The sequence below is a fragment of the Saccharopolyspora taberi genome (assembly GCF_039534165.1).
In the GTDB taxonomy this organism is placed as follows: domain Bacteria; phylum Actinomycetota; class Actinomycetes; order Mycobacteriales; family Pseudonocardiaceae; genus Saccharopolyspora_D; species Saccharopolyspora_D taberi.
In genome coordinates this window covers 221,217-240,194 of the sequence record NZ_BAAAUX010000011.1, presented here as the reverse complement: position 1 = coordinate 240,194, position 18,978 = coordinate 221,217, and the positions used below count along the sequence as shown (strand labels likewise).

The window sequence follows — 18,978 nt, the reverse complement described above, 5'->3', positions numbered from 1 at the left end:
CGTGCTGGAGATCGGAGAACTGCGGATCCGGGTGCGCCGCGTCGGCACCCGGCGGTACCTGGTGCTGGCCAACGGACCGGCCAACGCCGCGGCCGTGCTCGACATCGGCGACGAGCCCGCCGAGCTGCGCCGCGAGCTCACCGAGCTGATCGACATCGAGCTCGGCCACGCGCCGACCGGCGGCACCAACGTCGTGGCCCGGCTGCGGGAGCTGGGCCGGTCGGTGTTCGGCATCCTGCTGCCGGACCAGATCAGCGCCTGCCTCGGCTCGGCGCGCGCCCAGCCGGGCCCGCCCTGCCTGCGGCTGCGCTTCGACCTGCCGTCCGAACTCCAGGACCTGCCGGTGGAAGCGCTGTGCTCACCGGCGGAACGAGCCGAGCAGACGCTCGCGCTGAACGCGACGCTGTCGGTCACCCGCTCCCTGCCCGGCGACCCGTCCGCCCACCGGCTGCCCGTCGCCGCGGACGAGCCGGAGCACATCGAGCTGCTCGTCGCCGTCGCGTCACCGCCGGGGCTGCCGCCGCTGGAGTACGAACGGGAGCTGGCCGAGCTCGAGCGCGCGTTGCCGGAACTGGCGGTGCGCAGGACCGTCCTGCGGCACGCCACCAGGCGGGAGGTCGAGTCCTGGCTCACCGAGCACTCCGACCAGCCCGCGGCCGTCCTGCTCATCGCGCACGGGCGCTTCGACGAGGCCATGGGCGAGGGCGTGGTCCTGCTCGAATCCGAGGACGGCGGCGGCACCGACCACATGAACGGCCAGCTGCTGAGCGGAATCCTCGTGCAGGCGCGGCGGTTGCGGCTGGTCGTGCTGAACCTGTGCTCGGGCGCGCACAGCGCCCGGGTCGAGCCGTTCTCCGGGGTGGCGCAGGCCCTGATCGGGCGCGGGATTCCGGCGGTGGCGGCCATGAGCGGGGTGGTGACCGACCGCGCGGCGGGCACGTTCGGGCCGCGGCTGCTCGAAGGCATCTGCTCGAACCGGACGGTGGACGAGTCGATGACCGCCGCCCGCCAGCACATCGCGAGCCTGCCCGGCCACACCTCCATCGAATGGGCCACCCCGGTGCTGTTCCTGCACCGGGAGCACGGCCACGGCTGGCTGTTCAAGGCGCGGGAGGTGCACGAGGACGGCGACGAGGTGGCCGACCCGCTGCGCGCGGGCGAGGCCGCGCTGGACCGGCTCACCGCGCCCGGCAACGTGAACATGACCAGCGTGCTGTCGGCGGCGACGTTCCTGCGCTCCCGCTACGACTGGGATGGCGTGCTGCGCACGCTGCGGACCGGGAAGCGGACACCGGAGCAGGACCGCCTCATCACCGAGGCGCGGATCGAGCTGGCCTGGCCGCGGATCGAGCAGCTGTGCGCGGTGCTGGCCGAGGAGGACGATCCCGGCCGCGCCCGCGAACTCCTCGACGAGGTCCGCAAGCTGCTGCCGGCGTCGCTGTTCGACCAGCTCCGCGACGAGGTCGACCGCGCGGCCGGGCTCGCCGCCCTGGCCGACGACGCGCGCCGGGCCGACGCGGCGGGGGACTGGGCGTCGGCGCTGCGGAACTACCAGCGGGTCCTGGACGAACGGCCCGCCGGGTTCGGTGATGTCGACGCGCGGTTGACCGCTGCGAAGCAGCACGCGGAGCGGGCGGGCCAGGAGGCGGAGGAAGCGCAGGACTGGGAGAAAGCCGTTGCGTGCTACGGCGTTCTGCCGATCGAGCAGGTAGCGGGGCGCAAGGAATACGCCGAGGGGCGGGTCGCAGAAGCCGCGGAGGACTGGGCACTCGCTGTCGAGCGGTTCGAGGGCTGCGAGCACGCCGACGCCTTGGTCCGGCTCGACTACGCGCGCGGACGGCTGGCCGAGCAGGACGGCGAGTGGGACGCGGCTTGCGGGCACTACGAGCAACTGCCCAGGCAGCTGCTCGACACGGGTTCGCGGATCCAGTACGCGGCGGGCCGGTCGGCCGACGTCCGCGAGGACTGGGCCGAGGTGATCGCGGGCTTCGGTGAACTGCCGGACGGCTTCGCCGACGGCGAGGTCGGGCGCCGCCGACGGTTCGCGCGGGCCAGGATCGCCGCGCTGCACGAGGACTGGCGCTCGGCGCTCGCGCTGCTCGGCGACGCGCCGGACGCGGAGCGGGACGGCCGGGTCGGCGTGGCCCGCCGGGAGGCGCGGGGCAGGCTGGCCGAGGCGGCCGAGGACTGGGCGTCGGCGGTGGCCGCCTACGCACCGGTGGCCGACGCCGACCCGGAACTCGCGCGGGCGCACCGCTACGCCGGAGGCCGGATGTCCGAACAGGACGGTGACTGGTCCGGCGCGCTGGCGCGGTACGGGGACCTGCCCGGCGACTACCGGGATCTGCGGCACCGGACCAGCTACGCCAGGGCCAGGCTGACCGAGCAGGAGTCGGCGGACTGGGCGCGCCTCGTCGCGGCCTACGCGGCCCTGCCCGACGACTTCGAGGACGCGCGGACCAGGTCGGACTACGCACGGCTGCGGTCGGCGATCTCCCGGCAGGAATGGGAGAACTGCCTCGCCATGGCCGAGGCGCTGGGCGATCACCGGGACACCGCGACCCTGATCAGCTACGCGCGCGGACGCCTGGCCGAGCAGCGCGACGACTGGTCCGGCGCGGTCAGCGCCTACGACGCCTGCGCCGAGCACGCGGACTCGGCTGACCGGCGGGCGTACGCGAACGGCCGGGACCTGGAGCGCGGCGGCCACTGGTCGGCGGCGATCGCGGCCTTCGAGCAGCTGGACCGGCCGGTGCTGGACAGCGACCGCAGGCGTGACCGGCTGGAGCGGCTGCTCGCCGCGCTGCCCTGGGCGGACGGCCTGGCGAACGCGGCGCTGGTCGCCGATCCGGTCGCGTGGCGGGAGGAGACCTTCCCGTACCGGGCGCTGCGTTCGGCCGGGGTGACGCCGGCGTCGCCCACCGAGATCGTCAAGGACGCCATCTACACGCTGATGGAGCGCGGCGGGATCAGCTGGCAGGAGCGGGTCGCCTGGGACCAGTTGCACACCCCTGCCAAGCGGCTGCTGCTGGACGCGCGGCTCTACCGGTTCCGGGATCCCGCCGCCGTGGGTCGGGAACTCGACGACCTCCAGCCGGGCGACGCTCCGGCCCTGCTCGCGCGGCTGTGCGCCCGGCTGCCCGAGGACGCCCCGCTGCTCAAGCTGCTGGCGGGCAACCGGGCGGAGGCCCTCGCGGCCTGGTGGGCGCAACTCGCGGAGGCGCCGGGAGAAACAGCCGTCGTGCACCGGATCGCGGTGGCTTCCTTCTGGCAGGCCGAGGAACTGGAGGAAACCGGAGCCTGGGAGCAGGCCGAGCAGGTCTGGCGCACCGCCCTGTCCTGCTGGGCCGTGGTGCTCACCGACGACGAGTACTGGATCGCCTGGCGCCAGGCGCGGGCGGCCTGCTACGGCCACGCGGTCACCCCGGCCGACTCCGCCCGGCTGCGCGCCGAGCTGGGCCGGTACCTCAACGACCTGCTCACCCGCCACGAGGAGCGCCACACCAGCGCGGGGCGGCCGCAGCAGGCCGAGTGCTACCGGAACCTGGTGTCGTTCCTGGAAGCCGAACTCGGCGCCGCGCAGGCGTTGAAGGAAGCGGGCGGGCTGCCGTTGCCCACCGGGACGCTGGCCTGCGGGCCCGCGTACGTGCGGATGCTGGGGCTGGCCGGGGAACTGGGGAAGTTCGCGGCGAACGCCGACCCGGCCCAGGTGGACGGTGCCGAGTCGGAGGGCGTGGTGCTGCGCAGGCTCCGCTGGTCGTTCTCCGAGCTGTCCGCGGCGTTCGCGCTCATCGAGCACCACCGGTTCGAGGCGGCGCTGCGCGCGTTGCCGGAGTTCCACCGGCAGCGGCTGACCGAACTGCCCGCCGACTGCGGCGGGCCGGAATCCCACGCGGAGCCCGCGGACTGCCCGCGTTGCCAGGACTTCCTGGAGCGCAACCCAGCTCACGCGATGCTGCCGAACCGGCGGTTCCGGCTGCTTCAAGACGCGGTCGAACTCGCCGTGTGGGCGCACCTCTCGCTCGCCCGCGACCTGCTGGCGGGCCGCGACCAGGGTGCGGCGGCGATCGCCGAACTCGGCGCGGCGATCGAGGTTTCGGCCAACGCCGCGATGACGGTCCGCACCAGGGAGGCCGTGCTGCGGATGGTCCTGGGCCGGGTGGAGTCGCTGGTCAGCTTCCGGCGGATCGACCGGCTCGACGAGGCCATCGCGCTGGTGCGCGAGGCGCGGGCGGTGGTCGGTCCGCGCGGTCGGCAGACGCTGACCCGGAAGTGGGCGGACATGCTGGTCGACGCCGGGGTGTGGTACGGATCCGCCTGCCGCGAGCAGGGGATCGAGCCCGACATCCGGCGGGCCGTCGAGGTGCTGCGCGAAGCGCTCCAGCTGAACCCGGAATCCCCGCTGGTGCGCGGACATCTCGCGCGGGCGCTGGTCTACGGCCGGACCGGGCTGCCCGGCGGCCGGACCGCCGCAGGCGGGTTCGCGATCCTGCGGGAGGCCTACGTGATCGTCCACGAGGGGCTCGCCCCGGTGCTGCCGAACAGCTGGCTGCTGGAAAGCCTCGGCGACGTGCTGGCCGAGCTGGAATCCTCGCTGCTGGCCAAGCTCGATCTCGACGAACTCGGCGGTCTGGTGCGAACCTACGGCGACGAGGCGGGCGCCGCGCTGGACGCACCGGGCCGGGCGCGGGCACTGGCCGAGGAGGCCGAACGCAGGAGGGCGGGCAACGATCCGGTCGGCAGCGTGCACGCGCTGGTCCGGGCCACCCGGTTCGATCCGGGCAACGCCGCGGTCCGGGCCGCGCTGCTGACCGCGCTCGACGAGGAGCTGGCCCGGCGCAGGCAGGACGGGAGCGACCACCGATGATCATCGATCCCACGACCGCCTGGAGCGGGCCGTTCCCCTACGACGTGCTCGCTCCTGCCGGAATAACCCCGGAATCCGCGCACTCCGAGGTCGAGGACGCATCGTTCACGCTCATGGCACGGGGTCTGATGAACCAGGCCGCGCACAAGGCGTGGAACCAGTTGCGCGACCCCAGGACCCGGCTGCTGGCGGACCTGCTGGTCTACGACGTCGACCCGGGCGCCGAGATCGGACGCGCCCGCGAGCGGATCCGGCGCGAGCTGGCCGGGCTCGCTCTGGAAGCATCGGAGCCCGCGTCGATTCCCCCCGAGATCGGCGCGTTCCCCGCGCGAGCCCTGATCGACAGCCTGGTCGAGTTCGACCGATGACCGTTGGGAGCCAAGGATGAGCAGCCGGGAAGCACAGCGGTCCAGCGCGGATCCCGGGCCCGCGGACGGCGGGGCCCTTGGCGAGGTGTTGGCCGGGAACCGGACGGCGACGCTGGACCTGGTGCGCGCCCTGGACGCGCACCGCGAGCACACCGAGCACGTGCTGCGGGAGCTTGACCGGGTGGAGCGAGACCTCGCCCGGCTGCTGAGCGGGATTACCGGTGCCCTCGACGCCTTCGACCGGTTGCTCGCCCACGACGACGCAGACTTCGAGTCCTACCGAGCCAGCGTGCACCGCACCAGGCAGTTGCTGATCGACGTGCTGTGCAACAACAGCGAACTGGAACTGATCGGCTGGCCGGGCGAGCTCGCCGATCCCGAGACCCACCACGTGGCAGGCGTCGCCGAGGCCGCGGGCCTGCCGCGGGACGCGGTGGTCAAGGTGCTCAAGCACGGCATCCGGTACCGGGGAGAGCTGGTGTACCGGGCATCGGTGATCGTCGCCTCCGGAGAGGAGAAACAGCAATGACCGCCATCGGCATCGATCTCGGGACCACCAACTCCGTGGTGGCCAGGTACGACTCCGGGGGAGCGGGATCCTCCGTCGTCACCGTCGGCGGCGCGCGGTCGACCCCGTCGGTGGTGAGCATGCGCAGCCGCGACGGCAAGGAGGAGCTGCTCGTCGGATCTCCCGCGTTCAACTGGGCGAAGCGGGATCCGGAGAACACCATCCTGTCGGTGAAGCGCCTGATGGGGCGCGACTTCGCCGACGAGGCCGTGGCCGAGGCCCGCGAACGGCGCAGCTACCGGATCGTGCCGGGCTCCGACGAGGACCCCCGCGCGCACGTGGTCATCGGTCGCACGACCTACACCCCGGCCCAGGTGTCCACCCTGATCCTGGAGCGGTTGAAGCAGGGCGCGACCGAGAAGCTCGGCACCGACGTCACGCACGCCGTGATCACGGTGCCCGCCTACTTCAAGGAGGCGCAGCGGGCGGCGACCCGGGAGGCGGGCGAGGCCGCCGGGCTGGTGGTCAAGCGGATCATCGACGAACCGACCGCCGCGGCCGTCGCGTTCGGCCTGGAGCACCACGACGGCGGCAGGCACCGCGTCCTGGTCTACGACCTCGGCGGCGGCACCTTCGACATCTCGATCCTCAACACCGTCACCGACGCCGACGGCCGCCACCACTTCCACGTGCTGGACTTCAACGGGGACAACTGGCTCGGCGGGGACGACTTCGACCAGCTGATCACCGGCCGGATCACCGAGTGGGTGCGGCAGAACGCCGGGGTGGACCCGTCGGGCGACAGCGAGTTCCTGTTCCACGCCAAGAAAGCCGCGGAGGAGGCCAAGCGGGAGCTGAGCACCGCGGAGTCGACCGACATCATCATCCCGGCCGCCTACCGCAGCGCGGGCCGGCCGGTGGACGTGGAGATGACCCTGACCAGGGCCGAGTTCGAGGAGATGATCACGCCTCTGGTGGACCGCACGATCGCCCTCGTGCGCACCGCGCTGGACCGGCAGCACCTCGCCCCCGACGACATCTCGGACGTGCTGCTGGTCGGCGGTTCGACGCTCGTCCCCAAGGTGTGCGAGGTCGTCGAGGACTTCTTCGGCAGCGGCAAGGTCCGCCGCGACATCGACGCGATGGAGTGCGTCGCGATCGGCGCGGGCATCCTCGCGAGCACGCTGCACGGCGTGGAGTGCGCCAAGTGCGGGACCGTCAACGACGAATCCGCCAAGGAGTGCACGGAATGCCGGGGCACCCTGGTGAGCGCGCGGTCGGTCGGCGAGCTGCAGATCTACGACGTGACCGGCATGGCGCTCGGGGTCGCGGCCGTGAAGGGGTCGCAGGCCGACACCTTCGTGCCGATCATCCCGCGCGGCACGCCGTACCCGATGAGCGAGCCGATGCGGCACACCTTCCAGGCCACCGACGGCAGGCTGATCCGGGTTCCGGTCTACGAAGGCGACAGCGGGATCGCCAGCGAGAACCAGGAGCAGGGGGTGATCGAGTACGAGCTGCCCGAGGAGATCGACATCCACAGCCGGGTGGACGTGAGCTTCCTGTTCGACCGCAACCGGGAACTGCACGTCACGATCAACGTGCCCGGAACCAGCCTGGTGTACCGCAAGAAGCTGCGCTTCGACACCGCCCGCAGCCAGGGCCCGTCCAAGGTCGCGGTGGAGGAGGACGAGGCGACCCACCGGGCCGACCTGATGTACGTCGAGGAGGTCACCAGGCACTTCGTGCGGACCTACGGCCAGTACCTGGACCCCTCGCAGGCGATGAAGATCGAGGGCGACCTCAACCGCGCGCAGCAGACGCTGGTGTTCTCCGATCCGGCCGAGTGCCGCCGGATGACCAGCGTGCTGGAGGGCGACATCTTCGGCTCCGGCCTCGCCTCGCAGCTCTACCTCGCCGAGCGGGCGGCCGACCGCGCCACTCCGGACGACGCGCACCGGATCAACCAGGCGATCGTGGCCGTGCAGCAGGCTTTCCAGCAGGGCAGGCGGGAAACGGTGCTGGAGCAGTCCCAGGCGCTGCGGGTCATGGTGGCCAAGGTCGGGCAGGAGTACGAGGTCAGCGCGATCGGCGACTCGCGCAGCTTCGACGGTCTGCTGAAGCTGCTCGACGAGGCGTAGGAGCCGCAGTGGCCGCGATCAACCTCGGCGTGGACCTGGGCAGCACCGCCCTGCGCGCCGCGTACTCGCCGCCCGGCGAGCCGGTCCGGGTCCGCACCCTGGCCGGGCCGGACTGGCCGTGGCTGCGGTGCGAACCGGCGACCGGCGGTCAGCTGCCGGTCGCCTTCCGGAGCCGGAAGAGCAGGCTCGGGGTGGTGGCCCGGCCCGCCGGGGACGGGCCCGAACCCGAGGAACTGGTGACCCGGGCGCTGGGGGAGGTGCGCAGGCGGATCACGGCCGAGACCGGCCTGGGCGTGGGGGAGACCGTGATCAGCGTGCCCGCGCGGTTCTCCAGCGTCCAGCGGACCGCGCTGCTCGACGCGGCGCGGGGAGCGGGGCTCGACCGGGTCAGCCTGCTGACCGATTCGGTCGCCGCGGTCATCGGCCACACCGGCGGCGAGGGCACCGGGACGTACCTGGTGTACGCGATGGGCTACGACGGTTTCGAACTCGGCCTGGTGCGGGCCGCGCGCGGCCGCTACCGCGCGCTCGGCTACGAAGGCGGGAGCGCGCCCGGCGGTTCCACCTTCGACGAGCAGGTGCTGCACGCGTGGCTGAACCTGTTGCGGGAGCGCGGATCCCTGCCGGACGAGGTGCGGCGCGGCGACGCCGGGTGGCGGGGGCTGCGCGACATCGCCGAGGAGGTCAAGGAGCGGTTCGCGGCGGCCGAACCGGTGGTGTTCCCCAGGTTCGTCGCCGGTCCCGGCGGGGAGCAGAGCCTGACCGGCCAGTTCGACCCGCGGTCCTTCGAGCGGCTGGCCAGGTTGCTGGTGGCCGGCACGCTCGACCGCGCCGACGCGCTGTTCGCGGAGTCCGGGATGAGCCGGGCGGACGTGGACACCGTGCTGCTGGCAGGCGGGACCGCCACGATGCCCCAGCTCCGCGAACTGGTGGCGGGACTGGGATCCGAGGTGGTGGTGACCGACTCCCTGAACATCGCGCGCGGCGCGATGCTGCACGCCCAGCACGGGGCGCGCCGGTCGGCGGACCACGACGAGCAGCTCGGCTCGGCCCAGGACGAGCGGGCGGATCCGGTGCCGGACGCGCCGCGGCTGGCCGCGACCCTGCTGACGGCACCGGGAAGCGCCTCGCTGACCGGACCGGGCGAAGTGACCACAGTGGACCGAGCTCGTCGGCTGGTCAGGGAGGGCAGGTTCGCCGAGGCCGAACGGGACCTCCGGGTCCTGATCGACGGCGCGCAGGAGCTGCTCGACGAGATCGCCGCGAGCCGGTCCCGCGAGCCCGCCGCCGAGCAGGGCGACAACGGCCGGGCGGGCAGCGGTGACGACCTGATGGCCGCCGCCCGCGCGCGGTTCGCCCGCGGCCAGTACAAGGAGGCGATCAGCTACGCGCACCTGGCCTGGCGGCGGGAACCGAACCGGCCCGACCTGTTCGAGGCGATGATCGGGATCCACTGCGACGCGGCCATGGCCAACCCCAGCACCGCGACGTTCGCCCAGGACGAGCGCTGGCTGCGTTGCGCGCTCCAGCACGACCAGACCAACGTCGACATCCGCCGCCTGCTCGCCGAGCGGATCTTCCTGCACGGCAGGGAACTCCAGCGCGCGGGCCGGGACGACGAGGCCAGGCGAGCCCTGCAGCACGCCCTCACCTGGGACCCCGAGCACGAGGGCGCCGAGCAGTTGCTGCACCGGCTCGGCGGGCACCGCTAGCGGAACTCCCGTTTCGGGTCCGCTCCCGGGGCGATGCCCGTATGATCCCCGAAGCGGTTGGGAGCGCAGGGAGAAATCCCTCCCGGCCGCCAGGTCGGTGCCCCGCGCGACGAGGAGGAAGACCGATGCCCGCTGAGGACGAGGCGGCGAGCACCACCGACGAGGGCGGTGAGTTCACCGCCGTCGCGGCGCTCGGCGAACCGGAGGGCAGGGCCGCCGCGGAGGGGCTCAGGACCGTCTGCGGTGAGCTGGCCGACGCCGGGGTGCACACCGCGGTCAAGCGGCTCCACGACGTCGACCGGACCGTGCGGGACCTGCCGTTCCCGGTGATCGAGCGGCTGGTCGCGCCGGAGCGGGTGCTGTCCGAATTCGCCGAGGTGCGGGCGAAACCGGTCAACCGGCTGCACACCCTGCGCAACCAGTTCGCGCTGCTGCCGCTGCTGATCACCTGGCTGTCGCTGGCGCTCGCGGTGTTCGACCGGGACCACCTCGGCGAGTGGCTGGTCGCGACGCTGCCGTGGGTGGCGCTGGTCGACGCCGTGCTGATCGGCTCGATCGTGGTCCTGACCTCGCTGATGCACCGGAAGGAAGCCGAGTGCGCCGCGGACAACGACCGGATCGCCCGGCAGCTCGACGTCGCCATGACGTCGTTGGCGATGGCCGTCGAGCGCAACACCGTCACCTCCCCGGCGACGCCGGAGCAGTGGGCCGAGTCGGTCCAGAAGGTCATCCGGGACGCGATCGAGCACACCGGGGAACTGGCGGAGGCCAACCGGGAGGTCGTCGAGAACGCCCGGGCCGCCGTCGAGTCGGCGCGGGCCAAGGGCGAGGAGATGATCGTCGCGCTCGCCGAGCAGAGCAGGGCCGCGCACCAGTCCTTCCGGGAGAGCGTGGACGACCTGGTCAAGGGGATCATCAAGGAGGCGACGAACGTGCTCAGCGAGGCGGTCGCCGCCGACCGCTCGCTGATCGACAAGCAGATGGCGCCGCTGGTCGACCGGTTCCGGGAGAGCGTCGACGAGTTCACCACGCACTTCGGCTCCTACCAGACCAGCACCTCGACGCTGGTGGGCGTCGTGTCCGAACTGGGCGCGGCGGCGAGCACGCTGGTCGACACCGCCAAGTCCTCGAACGGCACCGCCGAGTCCATCGACGTCCAGCTGCGCGCCCTGGCCGGCACGCAGCAGGAGTTCGTGACCCAGGTGACCGGCAACGCCGCCAGCATGGCGAACGCGGCCGAGGCGATGCAGGCGGTGAGCGCGCTGCTCCAGGAGCGCCTGGAGTCCAATTTGGACCAGATCGCCACCAGCCTGCACTCCTCCAGCGAGCGGATGGCCGAAGTGGACGGACGACTGGTCGGGACGACGGAGGCGCTGTCCACCGCGTCGCGCGAGCTGGAGGGGGCCGCGAGCGCGCTGCGGCGGACCTCGGGATCGCGCTGGTGGCGGTTCGGCCGGTAGGCGGCAGGATCAGGGAAGGCGGACCAGATGCGCTACCGGCGCAACTCCGAGGATCGCGGGAACTCGCTGCCCGGCAGCACGGGGTGGCTGTTCGCCGACCTCATGCTCGCGCTGGTCGTGGTGATCGTCATGGTGGCCGCGGTGCAGGCCGCCCCGCCGGAACCGCCGCCACCCCGGCCGCTGCCCAAACCGGCCCCGCCGACGACGACCACGAACACCCCGCCGCCACCGCCGCGGCTGGCGCGGGAACCGGTCAAGTTCGACGTGTTCCTGGACTACAACGCCCTGTTCGCCAACGACCCGGTCGCGGTCGGTGCCGCGCGGGCCGCGGTCCAGGCCGAGATGTGGCGGCTGGGCGGGCGGCGCGCCGGGCTCGCGCTGAGCTTCGGCGCGGCTTCCAACCTGGCGATCGGCCGCGGCACGGCGGCGGCGAGCCGGTTCAACGAGGTGGTCCTGCAGAGCATGGGACCGCAGTTCCAGGACTGCTCCTACCGCGGCTACTTCCAGGGCTCCAAGGGGCAGGAGATGATCAGCGTGGAGATCTTCGTCTTCGAGAGCTGAAGGACGTCTTGGACGAGGGTCAAGCCGCACGCCGGTGGCGGAAGGTGCGGACCAGGTCGGCGGTCCACTGTTCCGGGATCTCCCAGGGGATGAAGTGACCGCCGTTGGGGTGGGCGGCGATGTTGACGTGGTTGTACCAAGCGGCGCGGTCGCTTGCCAGGAACGACTCGATGCGCTCTTCCGAGTTGTTCACACCCGGAGGGTTCTCGTAGTCGACGAACGTGATCCCGGTCGGTGCCTCGACGATCGGCTTCCGGTCGTGGGAGGGCGCCCAGGGGTAGCGGTTGTTGTTGGCGTACGTGCGGATCGAGCTGGCGATGGCGTTGCCGGTCCAGTAGATCGTCGCGTGGGTGAGCAGTTCGTCGCGGGTGAACACGGTGTAGATGTCCCCGCCGTTGTCCGACCACTTCATCCACCGTTCGAGGATCCAGGCCAGCATACCGACCGGGGAGTCGGCCAGTCCGTACCCGAGCGTGCTCGGAGCGAGCATGTGCGCGGCGAGGTGCACGGCGAACCGGTGCTCGATTTCGACCAGCCGCTGCCGCTGCTCGTCGGGCAGCTCGGGCGGGATGGGCCTGCCGCCGGAGAGGTCCCAGGCGCGGTCACCGGTGAAGAAGTCGAGCTTGAGGGCTGATCCGATGTGGATGCCGTACAGCTCGTCGGCGTATTTGTGACCGAGCTGTCCCGTGACGAGGGCGCCGACGTCGCACCCCGCCGCGGCGTACCGGGTGTGGCCGAGAGTCCCGGTCATCAGCTCGTGCCAGACGTCGGCGATCTTCCAGAAGTTCATGTCCGGCCGCGTCGGAGTCGAGTACCCGAAGCCCGGCAACGACGGGACGATCACCTCGAAGGCGTCGGCCGGGTCGCCGCCGAACGCGGCCGGGTCCGCGAGCCGGTCGACGACCTTCGACCAGTGCCAGAACGTCCAGGGCCACCCGTGGCTGAGGATCAGCGGGGTGGGATCGGGACCGGCACCCGCCTTGCGCATGAAGTGAACGCGCGTGCCGGACACGTCAACGAGGTAGTGCTCGTAGGCGTTCATCGCTCGCTCGGCGGCTCGCCAGTCGTACTCCTCGGCCCAGTACCGCGCCAGCTCCTGGAGCAGTGCCCTGGGGACGCCGTACCGCCCGTCCTCGTTCCCTTCGTCCTCCGGCCAGATCGTGGCCCGCAGCCGGGACCGCAGATCCTCCAGAACCCGCTCCTCAACGGCGATCGGCGTCGGCGTCAGCGCATCCACGCCTGTGCTCACTGCCCGCTCCTCTCATCAGGTTTTCCGTCTTGCTCGCCGGCGAGCTGAACGATCCGGTCGAGCACGCCCGCGATGCCCAGCAGCCGCGTGCGGTCAGCGGGCGGGAGCCGGTCGATGAGGCGGCCCAGCTGCTCCGCGCGATCGGCATGGCGCCGGGACACGATCGACCGGCCATCCGAGGTCAGGGACAACATCGAGGCCCGCCCGTCGGACGGATCGGGGCTGCGTTCGACGAGCCCGTCGCGTTCCAGCTTCGCCATCGCCGAGGTGAGCGCCGGTTGCTTGATCTGCTCGGTCCTGACCAGGTCGCTCAGCCGGCACGGCCCCCGCCGCGACAGGGTGTGCAGCACCGACAGCGCGGAGAAGTTCAACCGGTCCGAGGCCGGGAGCCGGATGAACAACGAGTTGAAGTCCTCGATGGAGCGGGTCAGCCGCTCCACGGCACGAACCGCGTCCACGCCGGAACTATATCGATATTCGATCTAACTTGGGGATGGGAGCCCTGTTGCGCCGCTCACGACCTCCAGGAACTAGCCCATCCACCGCCGCTTGGCCCGGCGCGCCCGGCAGCGCACGCCGGACGAGACGAACTCTTCGTCGTCCTGCCGCAGCAGCGAAGCGACCACGAAGAAGCAGTCGGCTTCTCCGGTGCCGCGCCCGATGTGGACGTCGTGGTAGCCCAGCCGTTCGTACTCCTCGCGCTCGACCGTGAACCGGTGCGCGGCAACGGTCGGGTCGGCCGGTTCGCCGGACCGGTCGTAGCCGACCAGAACCGCCGTGCAGCCCTCCGGCCAGCTCCACTGGAGGCGGACCGCGCCGCGCCGGGCTTCCGCGGTGAGGTCGCCTACCTCCTCGACGGCCGCGTAGCGGCGGACGTCGCCGACGTAGCCGAGTTCGTGGCGGACCAGGACCGGGGTGAAGTAGCAGGCGCCGGATTCGGTCAGGGAGTGACCGAGGGCCGCGTCCGCGTCGAGCACCGTTCCGCGCAGCCGGAGGTCGTCGGCGAACAGCGTGTCACCGGACCGCACCGGCGGCGGCTGCCAGGTCTTGAGGACGACGATCCGGCCCTGTTCCGGAGGTTCCCACCCGAGCCGCACGTAGCGGTAGGCGAACCCGAAGCCGGGCCGGGTCGTGACGTGGACGGTTCCCACCGGAGGGGGCGGCGGGCCCGGGGTCAGCGAGACCGTCCTGCCCGCCGAAGGCAGGATTCCGCCGCTGCCGTCGCGGAACCGGGCGCGTAGCCGGTAGGTGTAGGTCACGTCGTTGCGGAGACCGCCGTCGAGCAGTCGGGTCGGCTCGACGGCGGCGATGTCGGTCCACGTTCCCGCCTCCGCCGAGCTCGTGCGGCTCACCTGCACGCCTTCGGCGTTCGGGGGCAGCGCCCACCGCAGTTCCACCGCGCCATCGTCCACGCTCGGGGAGGTGATCGTCACCTCCTGGGTCAGCAGCAGGGGATCGGTCGTCGTCGTCGCCGCCTGCTGCGAGGCGGTTCCGTCGCGATCGGCGAACACGGCGTAGTGCAGGGGAATTCCGGTCTCCGGCGACTCGTCGTCGTAGGCCAGCGACGCGACGGTCGCGAGGCGTTCGCCGTCGGTGGCGGAGGCGGGCCGGCTGCCGGACTTGCGGACGACCGCGTAGCGGACGCCGCCCGTCGCCGACGGCTGCCACTCCAGCCGGACCAGTCCGTCCAGCGCGGTCACCCGCAGATCCCGCGGTGGCGCGGGCGGCGTGCCCCGCAACGCCCTGCGCGCCTCCGCGTGATCAGCGCACTCCTCAAGAGCTTTCCCGTAGAGCTCGGCCTTCTCCTCCGACGTCGCGGCCTGCTCCGCGTTGCGGTACCAGCGATCGGCGGCGTCGACGCGGCTTGTCACTTCGCCGAGCAGGCGCTCGCGATCCGGAAAACCCGCGTGCGTGGCGGAAAGCAGGTGCCGCGCGGCCCGGTACTGCCGCGCGTCCATGTGCGAGCGGATGTTCCTCATCCGCTGGGCATCCGACTTCCGCTGCTCGTCCCGCACATCGGCGATCCGCCGCGAGCACTCCTTGATCCGCGCGGCAAGGGCGTCTTCCGCGCTCCCGGCCGGAAGCGACCAAGCTCGCCGCGCGCTGTTCAGCTTCTCGTCGGCGCCCTTGAGATCACCGGCGGCAAGCAGGTCCTCGCAGTCGTCCAGGAGCGCTTCGACCCAGTCGTGGTCGGAGACCGGGAAACCGCAGAAGCCGCAGATGTCGTGCGCGGGCACGGTCCTGCCGCAGGAGGGGCACGTGACCTCGAACGGCGTGCCGCAGTCGCGGCAGAACTCGTGCTCGGGGTCGTTGAACGCCTGGCACACCTCGCAGCGCACGAAGGCGCCGATGGCCGTCGCGGGCGGCAGCGCGATCGTCCACTTCAGGTTGGAGAAGTAGGCCACGAGCGAGTTCCGCGCCAGCTCCTCCTCGATGCCGAACCGGGCCGCCTCGCGGATGAACCTGTCGGCCTGCCTGCTGTCGATCCCGCGGACCGGGTCCAGCGCCTTGCGGTACTGCCTGCACAGCCGGTCCAGGGGTTCGAGCTGCAACGTGTTGTCGTACTGCCTGCGCATGTCCGCGGAGTCGAAGATCGCCATGGCCTGTCCGGAAAGCTCCTGCCGCGCGGAAAGCCCCGGCTTGGTCTTGTCCGCGGTGGCGGTCGTCCTGGCATAGAGCTCCTTGGCCGCCCGGCGCAGCAGGTCGAGCCCGGACGTCGGTCCGACCGCGGGATCGACCTGGGCCAGCAGCGTGTAGAGCGACTCCTCGCCGAGCTCGTCCAGCCTGCCGCGGATGGCGTCGGCCTGGGACGCGTCCAGCCGGTCGGGACCGTTGCGCTCGGCTTCGAGTGACCGCTTCTGGGCCCCGTCGAGCAACCGGGAGACGTCGGGGTGGTCGACCAGAGCACCGTAGTTCTCCCGCAGTTCGGCGTACTCGACGTCGTAGACGAAGCCCTTCTCCAGGATGAGGTCGACGGTCTGCACCAACTCGATGCGGCGCCGGTTCTGCTCGTCGGCCAGGTACTGGCGCGCGGCCGCGCGTTCGTTCTCCCGCAGGACGACGTCGGCCATGACGTACTTGATTTCCTTGAGCAGGGTGAGCGCGCGGCGGGCCTTCACGGCGGCCGGGCTCGTCTGGACGCCGCTGCTCAGCTTGTACCAGCGGAAGCGCATGCGGCGCAGCTGGTTCTCGTAGGCGCTCTTGTCCCACGGCTGGTCGGGATCGATTTCCAGCAGGATGAAGAAGTTCGGCCGCTCGTCACCGGTCATGGGATTTCCGCCCTACGCCTCTAGGTCCCGCACCTGTAGATGCTGGGTCCGCACACCGGCGCGCCGGTTCTCGGTCAGCTCGCGCGCGATGGTGCTGAACGCGTCGGTGAGGCGGTTGAGGTCGGTGAACAGGCTTTGCTCCGACGACGAGGCGATCCGCTCCAGGAACGTGCGGTCGGCGCTGCCGAACCCGATCGCGATGGTCTCGATGCCGTCCTCGTGGCACCGGCGCGCGCTTTCGACGGCGCGGTCCTGGCAGTACCAGACGCCGTCGGCGAGCACGACGGCGTAGCGCGCGTCGTGGGTTTTCGCGAGCAGAGAGCGGATTTCGTCGAACGGGTGCGCCCGGTTCCCGACGCCGGTCTGGCAGACGCGCAGCGCGCGGATCGCCGCCCGGATCTCGCCGTCGTCCCGGGTCGCCCGCTGCTGGAGCTGGACTCGGTCCGAGAAGGCGATCAGCCCGACCGAGATCCGCGAGAGATCGCACTGCGAGACGAACGCCTCCGCGGCGCGTTGCGCTTCCTCCAGAGGCTCGCCGCTCATGCTGCCGGACAGGTCGAACGCCAGGTAGATCGTGACGCCGCCCGGTGCGCCGTCGTCCGCGGGCCGCCCGAGGAACCGTTCCGGAACATCGTCGGGGACCTCCTCGACGGCGAGTTCCAGCGCGGTGCCGGTCGCCCGCTCCACGGCCGAGACGTGCACGACCCCGTTCTGGTCGTAGGAGTAGCTGATGTCGACCACGGCGGGCCCGCTGCTGCCGGAGAACCCGGTCACGACGTACCGGCCGAGGTAGACGCATTCCTGCGGGGACTCGGTTTCCCCCTGCACCAGGAAGATCTCCAGCAGGTTCTCGGCGTCGTCCCGCAGGCGGAACTGGTACGGCCGCCGCTGCTGGGCCGGGATGGGCTGGTTCTTGCGGATGAGCACGCTGTTGACGTAGCGCGACCGGTCCTCGCTCTCGGCGATCATGCCGAGGCTGTGGGCGATCGCGTCCCGCATCACGCGCGGGACGCGCGAGCGCGCGGTGCCGGACGCGGGCAGCCGGAGGAGTTCCCCGCTGCTGTCCCGCTCCCACCGCGCCTGGATCGCGGCTCCGAGCGCCACTGCCTGGTCCGGGTGCACCCCGCCCAGCGGCGGCCGTCCCGACATGTCCCGGACGCACTCGCGCACCATCGGCATGCGGGTCGAGCCGCCGACCGGGACGACGCCCTCGATCTGCTCCCAGCCGAGGCCCGCGTCGTCGAGCACCTGCTGGGCGAGTTGCCTGGTGCGCTCGACCAGATCGCGGGTGCAGGCTTCGAATTCCTGCCGCGTCACCGAGTAGCGGCCGGACCGGCCACCGGACTCGATCCGGATTTCGCCGTCCTGGCGCGCCGACAGCGCGTGCTTGAGCTGTTCGGCGTGCACCAGCAGCGCATCGTTGTCTTCGTCCTGGACGTCGACGCCGAATTCCCGCGCGAACCGTTGCCGGAGCAGCACGACCAGGCGGTCGTCCCAGTCCCGGCCGCCGAGCTGGTGGTCGCCGCCGGTGCCGATGACCCGGAGTTCCTCCGGTGTGATCTCCACGAGCGAGACGTCGAAGGTGCCGCCGCCGAGGTCGTAGACCAGCACGCGGCGCGTCTCCGGGCTCGGGCGCAGGCCGTAGGCCAGGGCCGCCGCGGTGGGCTCGCTGATGATCTTCAGGACGTCCAGCCCGGCCTGCCTGCCCGCGGCGATCGTGGCGGTGCGCTGCGGGTGCGTGAAGTACGCGGGGACGGTGATGACCGCCCGCGTCACCGCCCGGCCGAGGAACCGTTCGGCCCGCGCCTTCAGCTCGGCCAGCACCAGCGCGGAGAGATCGGTCGGCGTGTAGTCGTGATCGCCGAGCGGTTGCAGGAAATCGGGATCTCCCATGCTGCGCTTGAACAGCGCGGCCACCTCGATCTCGCCCTCGGCCTGCGCCGCCTTGGCAGCAGCGCCGACGACCGGCGTCCCACCGGCGAAGCTGACCACCGACGGGACGAGCGCAGGCCCGTCGGAATCGCCGGGGACGACCGCCGGAACGCCCTCGTCATCGACGTGGGCCACCACCGAGTACGTCGTTCCGAGATCCATGCCGACCGCGTCGCTCGACCGGTCCGCGTCGTGGCCCGTGGCCGCATCGCCCATCGGGGAACCCCCTGCTTCCCGCAATTCCACCCCGCACCGCGTTGCGCGCACGCTAGCCTACTCTGCGTTCTGATCGAACCGCAGCAGTCTGATCAGCGAACTCCGGGAGGATGGGGTCTTGCCGATGGAGGACGGTGCGCCGGTGTCCGCGGACCCGGCATCCCGCGACGAGGACAACCCACAGCAGCCGGATCCGACCGGTCTCGTCGGGCGGCTGCTCGACGAGGTCGCGAGCCTGCGCCGGGACTTCGACGAGAAGATCCGCTACGACGCGGTGAAGGAACAGCACATCGCGAGCATGTCCCAGGAGTTGGAGGGGTACCGCGCCGGTCTGCACCACCGGCTGCTCCGGCCGCTGCTGTCCGACCTCGTCGCGCTGCACGACGACGTGTCCGAGGCGCTGGACGGCGCCGAGGAGGCCCCCGGCGGGGCGACGCTGCGGTGGATCCGCGACTCGATCCTGGAAACGTTGCTGCGCAACGGGGTTTCGAGCTTCGAACACGACGCGCCCGACGTCGACACCTCGCGGCAGAAGGTCATCGAGGTGGTGCGCACCGCCGACCAGGAGCTGGACCGGCGGATCGCCCACCGCCTGCGCCCCGGGTTCGAGCACGACGACGGCAAGGTGCTCCGGCCCGAGTGGGTCGCGGCCTACCGGTATGCGCCGCCCGCGGACGGACAAGCGTGACAGGCAC

The 18,978-nt window shown here is 71.8% G+C and carries 12 protein-coding genes; 8 read left to right on the top strand and 4 right to left on the bottom strand.

Annotated features, from left to right (window positions below; all coding sequences use genetic code 11):
* Position 1: 1 nt before the first annotated feature.
* From ABD691_RS10245 to ABD691_RS10215, 7 genes are all read left to right on the top strand, one after another.
* A complete protein-coding gene (locus ABD691_RS10245; protein WP_344679319.1) occupies positions 2-4,867 on the top strand; it encodes a CHAT domain-containing protein in 4,866 nt (1,621 codons plus the stop codon).
* Positions 4,864-5,235 (top strand): hypothetical protein, encoded by a 372-nt coding sequence (locus ABD691_RS10240; RefSeq protein ID WP_344679318.1) that lies wholly within the window; start codon positions 4,864-4,866, stop codon positions 5,233-5,235. Before ABD691_RS10245 ends, ABD691_RS10240 begins: the two co-directional genes overlap by 4 nt.
* A gap of 16 nt (positions 5,236-5,251) precedes the next feature.
* Positions 5,252-5,764, top strand: coding sequence for a nucleotide exchange factor GrpE (locus ABD691_RS10235; RefSeq protein ID WP_344679317.1), 513 nt, complete (start codon positions 5,252-5,254; stop codon positions 5,762-5,764).
* Positions 5,761-7,884 carry an Hsp70 family protein gene (locus tag ABD691_RS10230; RefSeq protein ID WP_344679316.1) on the top strand — a complete coding sequence of 708 codons (2,124 nt, stop codon included), beginning with the start codon at positions 5,761-5,763 and terminating at the stop codon, positions 7,882-7,884. The genes ABD691_RS10235 and ABD691_RS10230 overlap by 4 nt, the downstream gene beginning before the upstream one ends.
* 8 nt (positions 7,885-7,892) lie before the next feature.
* Positions 7,893-9,596 (top strand): Hsp70 family protein, encoded by a 1,704-nt coding sequence (locus ABD691_RS10225; RefSeq protein WP_344679315.1) that lies wholly within the window; start codon positions 7,893-7,895, stop codon positions 9,594-9,596.
* Between the two features lie 125 nt (positions 9,597-9,721).
* The gene (locus ABD691_RS10220; RefSeq protein ID WP_344679314.1) at positions 9,722-11,056 is read left to right on the top strand and encodes a hypothetical protein; all 1,335 of its coding nucleotides are present in this window, start codon (positions 9,722-9,724) and stop codon (positions 11,054-11,056) included.
* 27 nt (positions 11,057-11,083) lie between these two features.
* Entirely contained in the window at positions 11,084-11,617 is a 534-nt protein-coding gene (locus tag ABD691_RS10215; protein WP_344679313.1) for a hypothetical protein, read from the top strand.
* Positions 11,618-11,636: 19 nt separating this feature from the next.
* On the opposite strand, the gene ABD691_RS10210 is transcribed toward ABD691_RS10215, so the two are convergent.
* The 4 genes from ABD691_RS10210 to ABD691_RS10195 all read right to left on the bottom strand — a co-directional run bounded on the left by ABD691_RS10210 (position 11,637) and on the right by ABD691_RS10195 (position 18,283).
* Positions 11,637-12,866, bottom strand: a complete 1,230-nt coding sequence (locus tag ABD691_RS10210) for an epoxide hydrolase family protein (protein ID WP_344679312.1) — start codon at positions 12,864-12,866, stop codon at positions 11,637-11,639.
* Positions 12,863-13,324 (bottom strand): MarR family winged helix-turn-helix transcriptional regulator, encoded by a 462-nt coding sequence (locus tag ABD691_RS10205; RefSeq protein ID WP_344679311.1) that lies wholly within the window; start codon positions 13,322-13,324, stop codon positions 12,863-12,865. The genes ABD691_RS10210 and ABD691_RS10205 overlap by 4 nt, the downstream gene beginning before the upstream one ends.
* 72 nt (positions 13,325-13,396) lie before the next feature.
* Positions 13,397-16,135: a hypothetical protein gene (locus ABD691_RS10200; protein WP_344679310.1), complete on the bottom strand. Its 2,739-nt coding sequence runs from the start codon at positions 16,133-16,135 to the stop codon at positions 13,397-13,399.
* A 12-nt stretch (positions 16,136-16,147) separates the two neighbouring features.
* Complete coding sequence (locus ABD691_RS10195) at positions 16,148-18,283, bottom strand: Hsp70 family protein (RefSeq protein WP_344679309.1); 2,136 nt, start codon at positions 18,281-18,283, stop codon at positions 16,148-16,150.
* A gap of 118 nt (positions 18,284-18,401) precedes the next feature.
* On the opposite strand from ABD691_RS10195, the gene ABD691_RS10190 reads away from it, so the two are divergent.
* Positions 18,402-18,971 carry a hypothetical protein gene (locus ABD691_RS10190; protein ID WP_344679308.1) on the top strand — a complete coding sequence of 190 codons (570 nt, stop codon included), beginning with the start codon at positions 18,402-18,404 and terminating at the stop codon, positions 18,969-18,971.
* The last annotated feature ends 7 nt before the right edge of the window (positions 18,972-18,978 follow it).